This is a genomic window from Campylobacter sp. CFSAN093238 (genome assembly GCF_012898015.1).
GTDB lineage: Bacteria > Campylobacterota > Campylobacteria > Campylobacterales > Campylobacteraceae > Campylobacter_D > Campylobacter_D jejuni.
In genome coordinates this window covers 1,157,322-1,173,898 of record NZ_CP040611.1, presented here as the reverse complement: position 1 = coordinate 1,173,898, position 16,577 = coordinate 1,157,322, and the positions used below count along the sequence as shown (strand labels likewise).

Annotated in this window: 13 protein-coding genes and 1 pseudogene; 9 read left to right on the top strand and 5 right to left on the bottom strand. The window is 28.0% G+C overall.

Features of this window, described 5'->3' with window-relative positions; translation table 11 throughout:
- The first annotated feature begins 18 nt into the window (after positions 1 to 18).
- Positions 19 to 931: pseudogene (wlaN, locus tag FBF21_RS06070) on the top strand (beta-1,3 galactosyltransferase).
- Here wlaN and FBF21_RS06065 read toward each other — a convergent pair.
- The gene (locus tag FBF21_RS06065; RefSeq protein ID WP_002858320.1) at positions 920 to 2,089 is read right to left on the bottom strand and encodes a glycosyltransferase family 2 protein; all 1,170 of its coding nucleotides are present in this window, start codon (positions 2,087 to 2,089) and stop codon (positions 920 to 922) included. The pseudogene wlaN and the gene FBF21_RS06065 sit on opposite strands and share 12 nt — an antisense overlap.
- 57 nt (positions 2,090 to 2,146) lie before the next feature.
- Between FBF21_RS06065 and FBF21_RS06060 the strand changes: the two genes are divergently transcribed.
- Positions 2,147 to 3,142: a capsular polysaccharide synthesis protein gene (locus FBF21_RS06060; protein ID WP_002858358.1), complete on the top strand. Its 996-nt coding sequence runs from the start codon at positions 2,147 to 2,149 to the stop codon at positions 3,140 to 3,142.
- On the opposite strand, the gene FBF21_RS06055 is transcribed toward FBF21_RS06060, so the two are convergent.
- Genes FBF21_RS06055 through waaC form a run of 4 tightly spaced genes read right to left on the bottom strand, consistent with a single transcriptional unit; the run spans position 3,126 to position 7,751 of the window.
- A complete protein-coding gene (locus FBF21_RS06055) occupies positions 3,126 to 4,298 on the bottom strand; it encodes a glycosyltransferase family 2 protein (protein ID WP_002858013.1) in 1,173 nt (390 codons plus the stop codon). The two genes, FBF21_RS06060 and FBF21_RS06055, sit on opposite strands and share 17 nt — an antisense overlap.
- 3 nt (positions 4,299 to 4,301) lie before the next feature.
- Positions 4,302 to 5,849: a glycosyltransferase gene (locus FBF21_RS06050; protein ID WP_002858148.1), complete on the bottom strand. Its 1,548-nt coding sequence runs from the start codon at positions 5,847 to 5,849 to the stop codon at positions 4,302 to 4,304.
- Positions 5,846 to 6,733 (bottom strand): lipid A biosynthesis lauroyl acyltransferase HtrB, encoded by an 888-nt coding sequence (gene htrB / locus FBF21_RS06045; RefSeq protein ID WP_002858051.1) that lies wholly within the window; start codon positions 6,731 to 6,733, stop codon positions 5,846 to 5,848. The genes FBF21_RS06050 and htrB overlap by 4 nt, the downstream gene beginning before the upstream one ends.
- Complete coding sequence (gene waaC / locus FBF21_RS06040) at positions 6,723 to 7,751, bottom strand: lipopolysaccharide heptosyltransferase I (RefSeq protein WP_002858077.1); 1,029 nt, start codon at positions 7,749 to 7,751, stop codon at positions 6,723 to 6,725. The genes htrB and waaC overlap by 11 nt, the downstream gene beginning before the upstream one ends.
- A 65-nt stretch (positions 7,752 to 7,816) precedes the next feature.
- On the opposite strand from waaC, the gene FBF21_RS06035 reads away from it, so the two are divergent.
- From FBF21_RS06035 to pglB, 7 genes are read left to right on the top strand one after another with little or no spacing between them, the layout of a single operon-like run.
- Positions 7,817 to 8,611, top strand: coding sequence for a 3'-5' exonuclease (locus tag FBF21_RS06035; RefSeq protein ID WP_002860221.1), 795 nt, complete (start codon positions 7,817 to 7,819; stop codon positions 8,609 to 8,611).
- Positions 8,612 to 8,669: 58 nt separating this feature from the next.
- Positions 8,670 to 9,656, top strand: coding sequence for a UDP-glucose 4-epimerase GalE (gene galE, locus FBF21_RS06030; RefSeq protein ID WP_165433017.1), 987 nt, complete (start codon positions 8,670 to 8,672; stop codon positions 9,654 to 9,656).
- The gene (gene pglK / locus FBF21_RS06025; protein WP_002869587.1) at positions 9,650 to 11,344 is read left to right on the top strand and encodes an ABC-type lipopolysaccharide transporter PglK; all 1,695 of its coding nucleotides are present in this window, start codon (positions 9,650 to 9,652) and stop codon (positions 11,342 to 11,344) included. The genes galE and pglK overlap by 7 nt, the downstream gene beginning before the upstream one ends.
- Positions 11,341 to 12,420, top strand: coding sequence for a GalNAc-alpha-(1->4)-GalNAc-alpha-(1->3)-diNAcBac-PP-undecaprenol alpha-1,4-N-acetyl-D-galactosaminyltransferase (gene pglH, locus FBF21_RS06020; RefSeq protein ID WP_079264556.1), 1,080 nt, complete (start codon positions 11,341 to 11,343; stop codon positions 12,418 to 12,420). The genes pglK and pglH overlap by 4 nt, the downstream gene beginning before the upstream one ends.
- Positions 12,413 to 13,342, top strand: coding sequence for a GalNAc(5)-diNAcBac-PP-undecaprenol beta-1,3-glucosyltransferase (gene pglI, locus FBF21_RS06015; RefSeq protein WP_002867212.1), 930 nt, complete (start codon positions 12,413 to 12,415; stop codon positions 13,340 to 13,342). Before pglH ends, pglI begins: the two co-directional genes overlap by 8 nt.
- Positions 13,330 to 14,427, top strand: coding sequence for an N-acetylgalactosamine-N,N'-diacetylbacillosaminyl-diphospho-undecaprenol 4-alpha-N-acetylgalactosaminyltransferase (gene pglJ / locus FBF21_RS06010; RefSeq protein WP_002870121.1), 1,098 nt, complete (start codon positions 13,330 to 13,332; stop codon positions 14,425 to 14,427). Before pglI ends, pglJ begins: the two co-directional genes overlap by 13 nt.
- A 3-nt stretch (positions 14,428 to 14,430) precedes the next feature.
- Positions 14,431 to 16,572: an undecaprenyl-diphosphooligosaccharide--protein glycotransferase gene (gene pglB / locus FBF21_RS06005; RefSeq protein ID WP_002860216.1), complete on the top strand. Its 2,142-nt coding sequence runs from the start codon at positions 14,431 to 14,433 to the stop codon at positions 16,570 to 16,572.
- The last annotated feature ends 5 nt before the right edge of the window (positions 16,573 to 16,577 follow it).

Sequence of the window (16,577 nt, the reverse complement as noted above, 5' to 3'; positions counted from 1 at the left end):
AAAAAATAAAGAGCTAAAATGAGTCAAATTTCCATCATACTACCAACTTATAATGTGGAAAAATATATTGCTAGAGCATTAGAAAGTTGCATTAACCAAACTTTTAAAGATATAGAAATCATTGTAGTAGATGATTGTGGTAATGATAAAAGTATAGATATAGCTAAAGAGTATGCTAGTAAAGATGATAGAATAAAAATCATACATAATGAAGAGAATTTAAAGCTTTTAAGAGCAAGATATGAAGGTGCTAAAGTAGCAACTTCACCTTATATCATGTTTTTAGATTCTGATGATTATTTAGAACTTAATGCTTGCGAAGAATGTATTAAAATTTTGGATATGGGTGGGGGGGGGTAAAATTGATTTGTTGTGTTTTGAAGCTTTTATTACCAATGCAAAAAAATCAATAAAAAAATTAAATATAAAACAAGGAAAATACAACAACAAAGAATTTACAATGCAAATACTTAAAACTAAAAATCCATTTTGGACAATGTGGGCTAAAATAATCAAAAAAGATATTTATTTAAAAGCCTTCAACATGTTAAATCTCAAAAAAGAAATCAAAATAAATATGGCAGAAGATGCCTTATTATATTATCCTTTGACAATATTATCTAATGAAATATTTTACTTAACACAACCTTTGTATACCCAGCATGTAAATAGCAATTCTATAACAAATAATATTAATTCTTTAGAAGCTAATATTCAAGAACATAAAATTGTTTTAAATGTTTTAAAATCAATTAAAAATAAAAAAACACCTCTATATTTTCTAATTATATATTTATTAAAAATTCAATTATTGAAATATGAACAAAATTTTAATAAAAGAAATATAAATCTTATTTATTATAAAATAAATATTTTATATCAAAAATATCAATTCAAATGGAAAAAATTTTTATATAATTTAATTCCGTAAAGATATTAAAAATTTCATAACTTTATATCTTATTTTTGAAATTTTATAGGGTTTTAATAGTTGCAATTTCTCTTTAATACACAAAGGATCTTTATCGAATTTTTTAATTTTAAATGCATTTTTGATATAAAAATACAAAATAGTATCTTTCAGCAACGAAGAAATTTTTTTATCATGATAATTTTCTACAAATCGCACTAATTCTAAACTGGTTTCCACCCAACTAACATATTTAAAATACTCTTTTGCTAAAGTTGCATTCTCTTCAAATGCAATAAATATATCTTTAAAATATGGAAGTATATTATCTTTAGTGATTTTTTTATCTTGATTTGTCAAAGAATTAGCTCGAATTCTATAATAATAAAATACTTTAGGATAGACATAAATATTTTTAGCTTGCGAAAAAAGCAAAATTCCAAATAAATGATCTTCAGCAAAAATAGCGTCTTTAAATTTCATTTTTTTATCTTTTATATAATCAAAATCAATTATGCCACTCCACGCAAATGCAAAGTCTTTAATTTTATTTTGCCTTAGAAGCTTAAGCCACTCTATAGGATTTATTCTACATTCTTTCTTTATATTAATATCTTTTAAACGACTATGATGCTTGAAATAACTTTTTTCTATATCATGATATTCAATACTATCAAACCAAACCACATCTACCCCATCCATTCTAGGTACACATTCTTCTATGCAGTTTAATTCCCAATAATCATCAGAATCTAAAAAGATGATATAATCTATAATAGGATAAGTAAAGTTAGTTAAATCTTGTTCATTATTAAAAGCTTTATAGCTTTTATATACAGTATATATTTCATAAGGATTATTACCTTCTATGTTAAATTCTATTAAAGAATTTTCTTTTATAGTTTGAGTTTTATTTTTGAGTTTATATTCTCCACTAAAATATTCTATACCTACATTTCTAGCACTACTTAAACCACCATTTTTTTTATCAAAAAGAATTATTCTTTTATCTTTTAAAGTATATTCTTTTGCAATATTAAGTGAGTTTTCATCTGTACTACCATCATTTACTAGTATGATTTCTAAATTAGTATAAGTTTGATTGATTACACTATCTAAACATTCTTTTAGATATTTTTCTACATTGTATATGGGGATTACTACACCTACGGTTTTCATATATACATAACCTTAATTATTTTTGATATTATATCAAAAAACTTTTTAGGAATATATATGCAAATACAACAAAACAATTCTTTAATTTATAATACTTTAACAAAAAAACTAAGCTCATTTATACCCATAAAATCAACAAGAAGAAAATTAAGAAATCATATTCAATATAAGCTAGAACACCCTAAAGTGACTAATTATCTTTCAAACAACTATATTAATCCTTTTTTAGAAGGGAAAATTCCTCATTTTGATTTTGAAAAAAAACATTATTTTAAAAACGATAAAATTATTTGGCAATTTTGGTATCAAGGTAAAAATCAAGCTTCACCTATGATACAACAATGTTTTAACTCTGTACAAAGTCAAATGAAAGATGACTACACAATTATCATTTTAGATAAAGATAATATAAAAGATTACCTTGATTTTCCACCATTTGTTATAGAAAAATTAGAAAATAATTTTTTTGGAGAAAAAACTATAACTTTTTTTTCAGATCTTTTAAGAGTATGCTTGCTTGCAACTTATGGAGGTATATGGTGTGATGCAAGTATATTTTTAAGTTCTAAAATTCCTAGTGAACTTTGTGATAAAGACTTTTTTACCTTTGAAAGATCAAAAATAAAACCTAGTAAAGAAAAATTGAAAAAATTTATCAAAAGTGGATATTTTTCTTATGGATACTTTAACTGGAATGATGATTTTAAAGTTAAAATGCTAAGTAGTTTTATGATAGCCAAAACAAACAATACTTTTATTCAAACTCTAAAAGATATTTTAATGAATTATTGGAAAAATGAGCAATCAAGTGAAAATCACTATTATTTTATACTACATATCATATTTGAACTTTTAAAAGAGCATGGCTTTGTAAATGATATCTATAAAAACATGAGCGATATAGAATGCCATTTATTACAATTTAGTGCCAAAGAAAAATTTAATTCAACTCTTTGGGAAGAAATTCAAAAACAAAGCTTTTTACACAAACTCACGCATTTTAAATCTATAAAAAAAGATTCAATGATAGATAAAATCATTTTGCAAAGTTGATTTTATCTAAAATACCCTTTATTTTTTGCCAAATTTTCCAAAGATCATAAGGAATTTTTGTTTGGATAAAAGGTTTAATTATAGGTAATTTTTCCTTTAAATTCAAAGGATCTTTTTTAAATTTTTTAATCATCAAAGCCTTTTTTACATAAAAAGGCAAAAAAGCCTCTTTTATGGCTTGAGAATTTTCATTTTTTTGATCTTTAAAAAATTCTATCAACTCCAAAGCTGTTATCATCCTACTTGCTGCTTTTAAATAGTTTTTTGCCTCTTTAGCATTTTCTCCAAAAAATTCATACAAGTCTTTAAAATACTCTGACACATTTGCCTTTGTAACTTTTTTATCATGATTTGATATACTATTTGCCCTCAAACGGCATAAGTACAATCTTTTTGGTAAAATATAGATACTATCAGCACTCGCAAACAAAACCATGCCAAAATGAATATCTTCATTGATGATTTTGTTGATAAATTTAAGTTTTAATTGTTTTAAAAATGAAAAATCTATCATACCACCCCAGCTAAACGAGATATCCCTCGAACCTACTTTTATAGCTTGCTTAGCATAGTCTCTTGGAGTGATAGTGCATTCTTGAGTAAAATTAAATACATTCATCCTTGTTTTTTGACCCTTATCTTCTATACCATCATCATAAATACAAGCATGGTCAAACCATAATACATCTACATTTTGCATTCTTACAACACACTCTTCTATGCAGTTTAACTCCCAATAATTATCAGAATCTAAAAAGATAATATAATCAATCTTTGAAATTTCTAGCTTATCACTCGCTAAAGCATTTTTGTACTTATAAATTTTATAAATATTTTGTGGATTATCGCCAATAATCTTAAAAACATTTAATTCATTTTCTTTTTCAATATATTGTGTTTCATATTCTCCACTAAAATATTCTATACCTACATTTCTAGCACTACTTAAACCACCATTTTTTTTATCAAAAAGAATTATTCTTTTATCTTTTAAAGTATATTCTTTTGCAATATTGAGTGAGTTTTCATCTGTACTACCATCATTTACTAGTATGATTTCTAAATTAGTATAAGTTTGATTGATTACACTATCTAAACATTCTTTTAGATATTTTTCTACATTGTATATGGGGATTACTACACCTACTTTTTTCATGTTTTATCTCCAAGTTGTTTTTTCATTTTTTATAGTTTCAAGATAAATTTGATGATTGATTTCGAGCATATTTTTGCTATTTTCTTCATGATAGATATGATAAGCCAGAGCATTAAATTTAAGCCTTTTAAACACTCCATCATTAAATAAAAATCTAGCTACAAACTCACTATCTTCCCTACCCCAGCCTATAAATTTTTCATTAAATCCCTCAATGGCTTCAAAATCACTTTTATAAAAACTCATATTGCAAGTTTTACTACCTTTAACAAGTTGTGATTTTTTAAAAAATTTCTTAGTTAGTTTTGAAAATTTATATACACATTTAGCTAAAAAAATACTTCTTTGATTTTTAAAACCTTTTTTATTAAAAGCTAAACTATAATTATTGTTTTTTAAGATTTCTTCGCTTTCATTTTTATTTAAAATTACTCTTGAACCTTGTAAAATTACTTTGCGTTTTGCAAATTCTAAATGATTTTTTACAAAGTCTTTTTCTAAAATCATATCACCATCAATTAAAATTATATATTCACTTTTAGAAGCTTTAATAGCATTATTTCTACTTTTTGCAGCACGAAAACCCTCATCTTCTTGCCAAATGTGTTTTAAAGGGCAAGGAAAATCTTTTTGATATTCTTCAATAAGCCTTGCTGTATCTTCTTTGCTACCATCATCTGCGATTAAAACTTCATTGGGTAAAAAGGCTAGATTTTTAACACTATCAAGCACTAATTTAAGGCGTTCTTTTTGATTATAAGTTGTTATTATTAAAGCGCAAGTTTTTGGCTTTTGCTTTTGAAGTTCATATAATTTCATGTATTTAAAAAAAGTCCCTAAGGCATTGCAAACGCTAATTATAAAACCCTTATAACCATATAAAAAGCCATTTTTTAAAAAATAATTTCTAAAAAAAGTCCAAAAAGCTCTTAAATTTGCTTTTAAAACACCACTTTTTTTGTGTATATTTTGTTTTGCCCAAAGGCTTGAGTAGTACTGCATTTTGTCAATTAGGTGGGAAATATCTCTAAAAGCATAATGCCTTAATCCATTTTTAAGATAAATTTTTTTAGCATTACTTGGCAAAACAAGGCTTTCATGTACTAAATTATCATTAAAACGAGTGAAATTTTTATTAAAAATTCTCCAAACATAATCAGGCCACCAACCACATGCCTTTATCCATTCGCCTTTATAGAGATTTTTACGACTAAGTGCGATGATATTATCTTCTTGAAGTTCTAAATTTTTAAGCTCTTTAATACACTCATTTTCAAGCACTTCATCAGCATCAATGCTTAAAATCCAATCATTTTTTGCATAACTTAAAGCAAGGTTTTTTAAAGCTCCAAAACCTATAAAAGCACTGTGGTAAATGTGCAAATTAGCAAAATCTTTTTTAAATTCATTAGCTATATTTAGGGTATTATCACTACTTTCATTGTTAAGTAAAATAATTTCATCAAAATCTTTTAAAGAATTTAAACATTCAAGCAAGGTTTGTTTTGCATTTTTTACGATGATAATAGCACTTATTTGCTTTAGATTCATTTTGCATCCTTGTAAATTTCCTTATTATAACTTGCAAAGCGTCTATGAAAAAAAAAGTATTCCCAAGGTCTTTTTTTAATCATTTCTTCGCAACTTTGTGCTTGATAAAGTGTCAGTTCTTCTAAGCTTGCATTTTGAGAATCTTTTACTTTAAAAAACTCTATGCAAAATTTACCATCTTCTTTATAGGCATAAACAGGGATGATCAAAGCATTACTTCTTTGTGCGATAAGGCTTGCTCCCATTTGATAATTCACTTCTTTGTTAAAAAATTTTAATCTTACGCTTTCGTTTTCTACACAGTCTTGATCAGTTAAAATTCCCAAAGTTCTCCCTTTTTTTAGAGCGCTTAGCATTTGTCTTATGCCGCCTTTTTTGTCGATAAGTTCTATGTCAAATTGGGTGCGACTTTGGCTTAAAATTTCATACATAATTTCACTTTTTAACTTTTTCCCTACTATAGAAATCGCACCATATTTAGCTGCATAAGCAAGGCTTAAAATTTCCCAGTTTCCATAGTGTGCAGTTGTGAAGATAATAGGACGATTTAAAGCTAGAGCATCTATAAGAAAATTTTCATTGATGAAATTTACTTTATTGAGAATTTTTTCTTTGGTGGTGTTTTGATTTTGCAAACAATCAATCCCAAATTGAGCAAAATTTTCATAAATTTTTAAAGACAATTTATCGCGTTCTTTTTGAGTGTATTGAGGAAAACAGATTTGCAAATTTGTATTGATGATTTTGCGGTGTTTTTTGTTAAGATAAAAAGCGATTCTTGCTACAATCAAAGCTAAAAAATGCAAGATACACTCAGGCATAAAAGTAACAAAAAATTTCAAAATATAATAAAGACTAAGATATATTCTATCACTATTTTTCATTAAGTAAGCCTTTGGCAAGTTTGAAGATATCTTCTTCTTCTATACGCGTGATACAAAAATCACTTTTATCGATATGCTTGGCATTTTGGATTTTTTTACCTGCATCAATGATTTTATTGATATGAGTTTGAAAAGCATTGCGGTAGCTTGGTGTTGCACCAAAAATCGTAATAGATGCCTTATTTAAAGCAAAAGCCAAATGTGTTGGGCCGCTATCATTTCCTATGATTAAATTCATCATTTTTGTAAAAGCCATTAGTTCTTCAAGATTGAATTTTGGCGCTAATTCTATATGTGTTTCATCAATACCACTAAGATTTAAAACCTCTTTAGCAAATTCGTATTCTTTTACATTTCCCCAAGCGAGCCAAATTTTTGTTTGTTGAAATTCATTGATTAAAAGCTTACAAAGTATAGCAAGTTTGGTTTTAGGATAGATTTTATTTTCTACACTTGAGCCCACATGTATGAGTATGTTTTTTTCGTTTTTGTCGAGTTTGAGTTTATTATTTAAGAGTTGTTTTAAATTTTCATCTACGCTAAAAATATCTTGTTTAAAGGCTAAATTTTTGACATTAAAATCAGTATTTAACATAAAGGAGGTAAGACTTAAGTATCTTACAAATACATTTTCATTGTAATCTAACTCAAGTTTTTGGTTGTAGAAATTATGAGCAAAACTTTCTTTAAGACTATTTTTATCAAAACCAAAATTATTTCTACTTAAAATTCGACTTACAATAGCAGATTTTATGAGCCCTTGTAGATCTATTACTGCATTATAGTTGTTTTTTCTTGCTTTAAGAAGAATTTTTAGGCTTTTTAAAATTTTTTTGTCTTTTAAGGGCAGGGCATAGAGTTTGTTTATTAAAGGATGGTTTTTAAGTATGCCTTCAAATTTTTCATCTACAAACCAATGAATTTCTATATCTTTTTTAAAATTTTTGATAAATTGCAAAACCACGGCACTTTGTATAATATCACCAAGTGCTGACAAACGAACAATTGCTATTTTCATTAAAAGCCTAATATTTTAAAATTTTTGCTATGATTTTAGCGAAATTATTTAAAAAAAGGTTAAAAATGGCAAAAAATGAAGGTTATATTTGTGTTTTTGATTGTGAGAGTGTGCCAGATGTTGAGCTTATCCGCAAAACTTTGGGTTTTGAAGGAAGTGATTTAGAGGTAAGTTTAAAAGCACTTCAGTGGCAAAAAGAACAAAGTGGGAGTGAGTTTTTGCCTTTGCCTTATCATAAAATTATCAGTATTTGTGCGGTTTTAAGTGATAATTTTGGAAAATTTATCAAAGTAAATAAAATTGATGGGCAAAATGAAAAAGAAATGATTGAGAATTTTTTCAATTTTATAGAAAATTATGAGCCAAAATTAGTCAGCTTTAATGGTAAAAATTTCGATATGCCTGTTCTTGTTTTAAGGGCTTTAAAATACAATTTAAAAGCAGCAACTTATTTAGATACTCAAAGCGATAAATGGAATAATTATAAAACAAGATTTTCAGAATTAAAACATTGTGATTTATTAGAATCCTTAGGATCTAATGGGCGTGGAATAAAGCTTGATACACTTTGCTCTATGGTGGGTTTGCCAGGAAAATATGATGTGCATGGCGATGAGGTGATGAAACTTTTTTATGAAAATGAACTTGAAAAAATTCACGAATATTGTGAAAGTGATGTTTTAAACACCTATATGCTTTTTTTAAAATATGAACTTATTAAAGCTAATGTTAGTGAAGAAGATTATGTTGATTTTCTTTCTTATATGAGAGATTTTTTGCGTGAAAAAAAATCAGATCGTTCCTATACAGAAGTTTTTGCAAAAGCTTGTGAGAGTGAAATTTCAAAAGTTCAATCTTAAGTATTTAAGAAAATATATTAAAATTTATTTTTGACATTTTTTAAAAAAAGGAATGATGATGAAAATTCTTATTAGCGGTGGTGCAGGTTATATAGGTTCTCATACTTTAAGACAATTTTTAAAAACAGATCATGAAATTTGTGTTTTAGATAATCTTTCTAAGGGTTCTAAAATCGCAATAGAAGATTTGCAAAAAATAAGAGCTTTTAAATTTTTCGAACAAGATTTAAGTGATTTTCAAGGCGTAAAAGCATTGCTTGAGAGAGAAAAATTTGACGCTATTGTGCATTTTGCAGCAAGCATTGAAGTTTTTGAAAGTATGCAAAATCCTTTAAAATATTATATGAACAACACTGTTAATACGACAAATCTCATCGAAACTTGTTTGCAAACTGGAGTAAATAAATTTATATTTTCTTCAACGGCAGCCACTTATGGCGAACCACAAACTCCTGTTGTGAGCGAAACAAGCCCTTTGGTACCTATTAATCCTTATGGGCGTAGTAAGCTTATGAGTGAAGAGGTTTTGCGTGATGCAAGTATGGCAAATCCTGAATTTAAGCATTGTATTTTAAGATATTTTAATGTTGCAGGTGCTTGTATGGATTATACTTTAGGACAACGCTATCCAAAAGCAACATTACTCATAAAAGTTGCAGCTGAATGTGCCGCAGGAAAACGTGATAAACTTTTCATATTTGGCGATGATTATGATACAAAAGATGGTACTTGCATAAGAGATTTTATCCATGTAGATGATATTTCAAGTGCGCATTTAGCGGCTTTGGATTATTTACAAGAGAATGAAAGTAATGTTTTTAATGTAGGTTATGGGCATGGTTTTAGTGTCAAAGAAGTGATTGAAGCGATGAAAAAAGTTAGTGGAGTGGATTTTAAAGTAGAACTTGCCCCACGCCGTGCAGGTGATCCTAGTGTGTTGATTTCTGATGCAAGTAAAATCAGAAATCTTACTTCTTGGCAGCCTAAATATGATGATTTAGAGCTTATTTGCAAATCTGCTTTTGATTGGGAAAAACAGTGTTAAAAAAACTTTTTTTTATTTTAAGTAAGGAAGATAAAAATTTTTTATTTTTTTTGCTTGTTTTTTCAGTATTTGTTTCTTTTATAGAAACTTTTGCGATTTCTTTGGTAATGCCTTTTATCACTTTGGCCAGTGATTTTTCTTATTTTGATCGTAATAAATATTTAATCAGCTTAAAAGAATATCTTAATATCCCTGTTTTTGAAATCATTGTTTATTTTGGGGTGGGGCTTATTGTTTTTTATGTGTTTAGAGCTTTGTTAAATGCGTATTATTTTCATCTTTTAGCAAGATTTTCTAAAGGGCGTTATCATGTGATCGCTTATAAGGTTTTTTCTAAATTTTTAAATATTAATTATGAAAAATTTACTCAAAAAAATCAATCTGAAATTTTAAAGTCCATTACAGGGGAAGTTTATAATCTAAGCACTATGATTTCATCATTTTTGCTTTTGATGAGTGAAATTTTTGTAGTGCTTTTGCTTTATGCTTTAATGCTTTTGATTAATTATAAAATCACTTTATTTTTAAGTATTTTTATGGTGTTAAATGCCTTTATTTTAGTGAAAATTTTAAGCCCTATCATTAAAAAAGCAGGAGTAAGACGCGAAGAAGCGATGAAAAATTTCTTTGAAATTTTAAATACAAATTTAAATAATTTCAAATTTATTAAGCTTAAAACCAAAGAAGATGGAGTATTAAGTCTTTTTAAAGCGCAAAGTGAAGCTTTTTCTAAAGCAAATATTACCAACGAAAGTGTAGCTGCGGTGCCTAGAATTTATCTTGAAGGAATAGGTTTTTGTGTACTTGTTTTTATCGTGGTATTTTTGGTGTTGAAAAATGAAAGTGATATTTCAGGTATTTTATCCACGATTTCTATTTTTGTTTTAGCACTTTATCGCTTAATGCCAAGTGCAAATCGTATTATTACAAGTTATCATGATTTGCTTTATTATCATTCTTCTTTGGATATTATTTATCAAAATTTAAGACAAGAAGAAGAAAATTTGGGCGAGGAAAAATTAAGCTTTAATCAAGAGCTTAAAATTTACAACCTTGGCTTTGGTTATGAGGGAAAAAAATATTTATTTAAAAATCTTAACTTAAACATTAAAAAAGGCGAAAAAATCGCTTTTATAGGGGAGAGTGGTTGCGGAAAAAGTACCTTAGTAGATCTTATCATAGGACTTTTAAAACCAAAAGAAGGGCAAATTTTAATTGATGAGCAAGAATTAAATGCAAATAATACAAAAAATTATCGCCAAAAAATAGGCTATATCCCGCAAAATATCTATCTTTTTAATGACAGTATAGCTAAAAATATCACTTTTGGAGATGCGGTTGATGAAGAAAAACTTAATAGGGTTATCAAACAAGCAAATTTAGAGCATTTTATAAAAAATTTATCTCAAGGAGTGCAAACAAAAGTGGGTGATGGGGGGAGTAATTTAAGCGGGGGACAAAAACAACGCATAGCTATAGCAAGAGCTTTGTATTTAGAGCCTGAAATTTTAGTGCTTGATGAAGCAACTTCTGCTCTTGATACTCAAAGTGAAGCAAAAATCATGGATGAAATTTATAAAATTTCTAAAGATAAAACCATGATTATTATCGCACATCGCCTTTCTACGATAACGCAATGTGATAAGGTTTATCGTTTAGAACACGGTAAGCTTAAAGAGGAGAAATGATGAAAATAAGCTTTATTATCGCAACTTTAAATTCAGGAGGCGCTGAGCGTGTTTTAGTAACCTTAGTTAATGTACTTTGTAAAGAGCATGAAGTAAGTATTATTAAATTTCATGCAGGAGAATCTTTTTATAAGCTTGAAAATAAAGTTAAAGTTACAAGTTTAGAACAATTTAGATTTGATACGCTTTATCATAAAATCGCAAGTCGTTTTAAGAAATTTTTTGCTTTAAGAAAGGCTTTGAAAGAAAGTAAGGCTGATGTTTTTATTTCTTTTTTGGATACGACTAATATTGCTTGTATTGCTGCGAAAATAGGGTTTAAAACTCCACTCATTATAAGTGAGCATAGCAATGAAGCGTATTTAAAACCTAAAATTTGGCGTTTTTTAAGAAGGGTAAGCTATCCTTTTTGTGATGCTTTAAGTGTGCTTGGAAGCAGTGATAAGGTGTATTATGAAAGATTTGTAAAAAGGGTTAGGCTTTTATTAAACCCTTGTCATTTTAGCGATGAAATTCCTTTTGATTCTAGTTTTGAAAAGGAAAATTTGGTTCTTTTTATAGGGCGTTTAGATCACAACAAAAACCCTGCAATGTTTTTAAAAGCTATAGCGCATTTGGATAAAAATTTGCAAGAAAATTATAAATTTGTTATAGCAGGAGATGGAGAGTTAAGGCAAGAACTTGAATACAAGGTAAAATCTTTAGGAATAAAAGTTGATTTTTTAGGACGAGTTGAAAATGTCAAGACTCTTTATGAAAAAGCAAAAGTGCTTTGTCTTTGTTCTTTTGTAGAGGGTTTGCCAACGGTTTTAATTGAAAGTTTGTATTTTGAGGTTTGTAGAATTTCAAGTTCTTATTATAATGGTGCTAAGGATTTAATCAAAGATAATCATGATGGGCTTTTGATAGGTTGTGATGATGAAATAGCACTTGCTAAAAAACTTGAACTTGTTTTAAATAATGAAAATTTTAGAAAAGAACTTGTAAATAATGCCAAACAAAGGTGTAAAGACTTTGAAATTTCTCATATCAAAGAAGAATGGCTTAAGCTTATAGCTGAGGTTAAAAATGCCTAAACTTTCTGTTATAGTACCAACTTTTAATCGTCAAGTTTTACTAGAAAAGGCTATTAAAAGCATACAAAATCAAGATTTTAAAGATTTAGAAATTATTGTAAGCGATGATAATTCTAGCGATGATACTAAAAGTGTGGTGCAAAATTTACAAAAAGATGATGATCGCATTAAGTATTTTTTAAATCAAAATTACAAACAAGGCCCAAATGGCAATAAAAATAATGGCTTAGATCAAGCAAGTGGCGAGTTTGTAACTTTTTTAGATGATGATGATGAGCTTTTATCTGGGGCTTTAAGTACCTTGATGCAAAAAGCAAATGAGGGTTATGCTCATGTTTTTGGAAATTGTTTGATAGAAAAAGAAGGAAATTTAAGCAAGGAATTTAGCGGTAAGGGCTTGGAAAAAGATAGTGAAATTTCTAAAAAAGATTTTTTAATGGTTAAATTTAGCGGAGAGTTTTTTTCTGTTTTTAAAAAATCTCTACTTGAAAACCAGCGTTTTAATGAAGAATTTTATGGCAATGAAGCCACGCTTTGGGTAAATTTATACAAGGAAAAAAGTTTTTATATCCATAAGGCTTTTAGGATTTATAGGATTTTTAGGCAAGATAGCGTGACTTTAGGGGCGAGTAAAAATGCTCATAGGGTATATTTGGGATATTTAGAGCTTGCTAAAATTTTAGAAAATGAACTTAGAATGAGTAAGGATAAAGATTATAAAAAAACTTGTGCGAGTTATTATAAAATGGCAGCTTATTATGCAAAACTTGCAAAAAATTATAAAGCTCTTTATAAGTGTTTGTTTAAAAGCTTGAGTATAAAAATCAACGCTCCTGCTTTGATATTACTCATTTTAAGTATAATTCCAAATAATATGATTGAAAAATTATCAAAAATTCGGGTGGCTTTATGCAAAAATTAGGCATTTTTATTTATTCTTTAGGAAGTGGTGGTGCTGAAAGAGTTGTGGCGACTTTATTGCCTATTTTAAGTTTGAAATTTGAAGTGCATTTGATCTTGATGAATGATAAAATTTCTTATGAAATTCCAGAGTGTCAAATTCATTTTTTAGAATGTTCAAAACCTAGTGAAAATCCTATTTTGAAATTTTTAAAACTACCTTTTTTGGCTTTAAAATATAAAAAACTTTGCAGAAATTTGGGCATTGATACAGAATTTGTTTTTTTAAATCGACCTAATTATATAGCCTTAATAGCAAGAATGTTTGGAAACAAAACTCGCCTTGTGATCAATGAATGCACTACGCCAAGTGTGATGTATGTAAAAAATAATTTTAATTCTTTGGCAAATAAATTTTTAATTTCTTTGCTTTACCCAAAAGCTGATTTAATCTTGCCTAATTCTAAAGGAAATTTAGAAGATTTAGTGCAAAATTTTAGTATAAATCCAAAAAAATGTGAAATTTTATACAATGCCATCGATTTAGAAAACATAGGGCAAAAAGCCCTTGAAGACATAGCTTTAAAAGATAAATTTATTTTAAGTGTAGGCAGGCTTGATAAAGGTAAAAATCATGCTTTATTAATTCGTGCTTATGCGAGATTGAAAACAGGTTTAAAGCTTGTGATTTTAGGTGAAGGTGTGCTTAAAGATGAGCTTTTAGCTTTGATTAAAGAATTAAATTTGGAAGAAAAGGTTTTGCTTTTAGGATTTGATAATAATCCTTATAAATACATGGCTAAATGCGAATTTTTTGCTTTTGCTTCTGTGTTTGAAGGTTTTTCAAATGTTTTAATCGAAAGTTTGGCTTGTTCTTGTGCGGTGGTTTGCACTGATCATAAAAGTGGTGCAAGAGAGCTTTTTGGCGATGATGAATTTGGACTTTTAGTAGAAGTAGATAATGAAAACTCTATGTTTCAGGGTTTAAAAACTATGCTTGAAGACGATAAATTAAGAAAAGCGTATAAAAACAAAGCTAAAACTAGGGCTAAAGCCTTTGATAAAGTAAAAATTGCACGCGATGCTTTGAAATATTTATTAGGATAAAAGATGTTGAAAAAAGAGTATTTAAAAAACCCTTATTTAGTTTTGTTTGCGATGATTATATTAGCTTATGTTTTTAGTGTATTGTGTAGATTTTACTGGATTTGGTGGGCAAGTGAGTTTAATGAGTATTTTTTCAATAATCAATTAATGATCATTTCAAACGATGGCTATGCCTTTGCTGAGGGCGCAAGAGATATGATAGCAGGTTTTCATCAGCCTAATGATTTGAGTTATTATGGATCTTCTTTATCTACGCTTACTTATTGGCTTTATAAAATCACACCTTTTTCTTTTGAAAGTATCATTTTATATATGAGTACTTTTTTATCTTCTTTGGTGGTGATTCCTATTATTTTACTAGCTAATGAATACAAACGTCCTTTAATGGGCTTTGTAGCTGCTCTTTTAGCAAGTGTAGCAAACAGTTATTATAATCGCACTATGAGTGGGTATTATGATACGGATATGCTGGTAATTGTTTTACCTATGTTTATTTTATTTTTTATGGTAAGAATGATTTTAAAAAAAGACTTTTTTTCATTGATTGCCTTGCCATTATTTATAGGGATTTATCTTTGGTGGTATCCTTCAAGTTATACTTTAAATGTAGCTTTAATTGGACTTTTTTTAATTTATACACTTATTTTTCATAGAAAAGAAAAGATTTTTTATATAGCTGTGATTTTGTCTTCTCTTACTCTTTCAAATATAGCATGGTTTTATCAAAGTGCCATTATAGTAATACTTTTTGCTTTATTTGCTTTAGAGCAAAAACGCTTAAATTTTATGATTATAGGAATTTTAGGTAGTGCAACTTTGATATTTTTGATTTTAAGCGGTGGGGTTGATCCCATACTTTATCAGCTTAAATTTTATATTTTTAGAAGTGATGAAAGTGCGAATTTAACACAGGGCTTTATGTATTTTAATGTTAATCAAACCATACAAGAAGTTGAAAATGTAGATTTTAGCGAATTTATGCGAAGAATTAGTGGTAGTGAAATTGTTTTCTTGTTTTCTTTGTTTGGTTTTGTATGGCTTTTGAGAAAACATAAAAGTATGATTATGGCTTTACCTATATTGGTGCTTGGGTTTTTAGCCTTAAAAGGGGGGCTTAGATTTACCATTTATTCTGTACCTGTAATGGCTTTAGGATTTGGTTTTTTGTTGAGCGAGTTTAAGGCTATATTGGTTAAAAAATATAGCCAATTAACTTCAAATGTTTGTATTGTTTTTGCAACTATTTTGACTTTAGCTCCAGTATTTATCCATATTTACAACTATAAAGCGCCAACAGTTTTTTCTCAAAATGAAGCATCATTATTAAATCAATTAAAAAATATAGCCAATAGAGAAGATTATGTGGTAACTTGGTGGGATTATGGTTATCCTGTGCGTTATTATAGCGATGTGAAAACTTTAGTAGATGGTGGAAAGCATTTAGGTAAGGATAATTTTTTCCCTTCTTTTGCTTTAAGCAAAGATGAACAAGCTGCGGCTAATATGGCAAGACTTAGTGTAGAATATACAGAAAAAAGCTTTTATGCTCCGCAAAATGATATTTTAAAATCAGACATTTTACAAGCCATGATGAAAGATTATAATCAAAGCAATGTGGATTTATTTCTAGCTTCATTATCAAAACCTGATTTTAAAATCGATACACCAAAAACTCGTGATATTTATCTTTATATGCCCGCTAGAATGTCTTTGATTTTTTCTACGGTGGCTAGTTTTTCTTTTATTAATTTAGATACAGGAGTTTTGGATAAACCTTTTACCTTTAGCACAGCTTATCCACTTGATGTTAAAAATGGAGAAATTTATCTTAGCAACGGAGTGGTTTTAAGCGATGATTTTAGAAGTTTTAAAATAGGTGATAATGTGGTTTCTGTAAATAGTATCGTAGAGATTAATTCTATTAAACAAGGTGAATACAAAATCACTCCAATTGATGATAAGGCTCAGTTTTATATTTTTTATTTAAAGGATAGTGCTATTCCTTACGCACAATTTATTTTAATGGATAAAACCATGTTTAATAGTGCTTATGTGCAAATGTTTTTTTTAGGAAATTATGATAAGAATTTATTTGACTTGGTGATTAATTCTAGAGATGCTAAGGTTTTTAAACTTAAAATTTAAGGGTT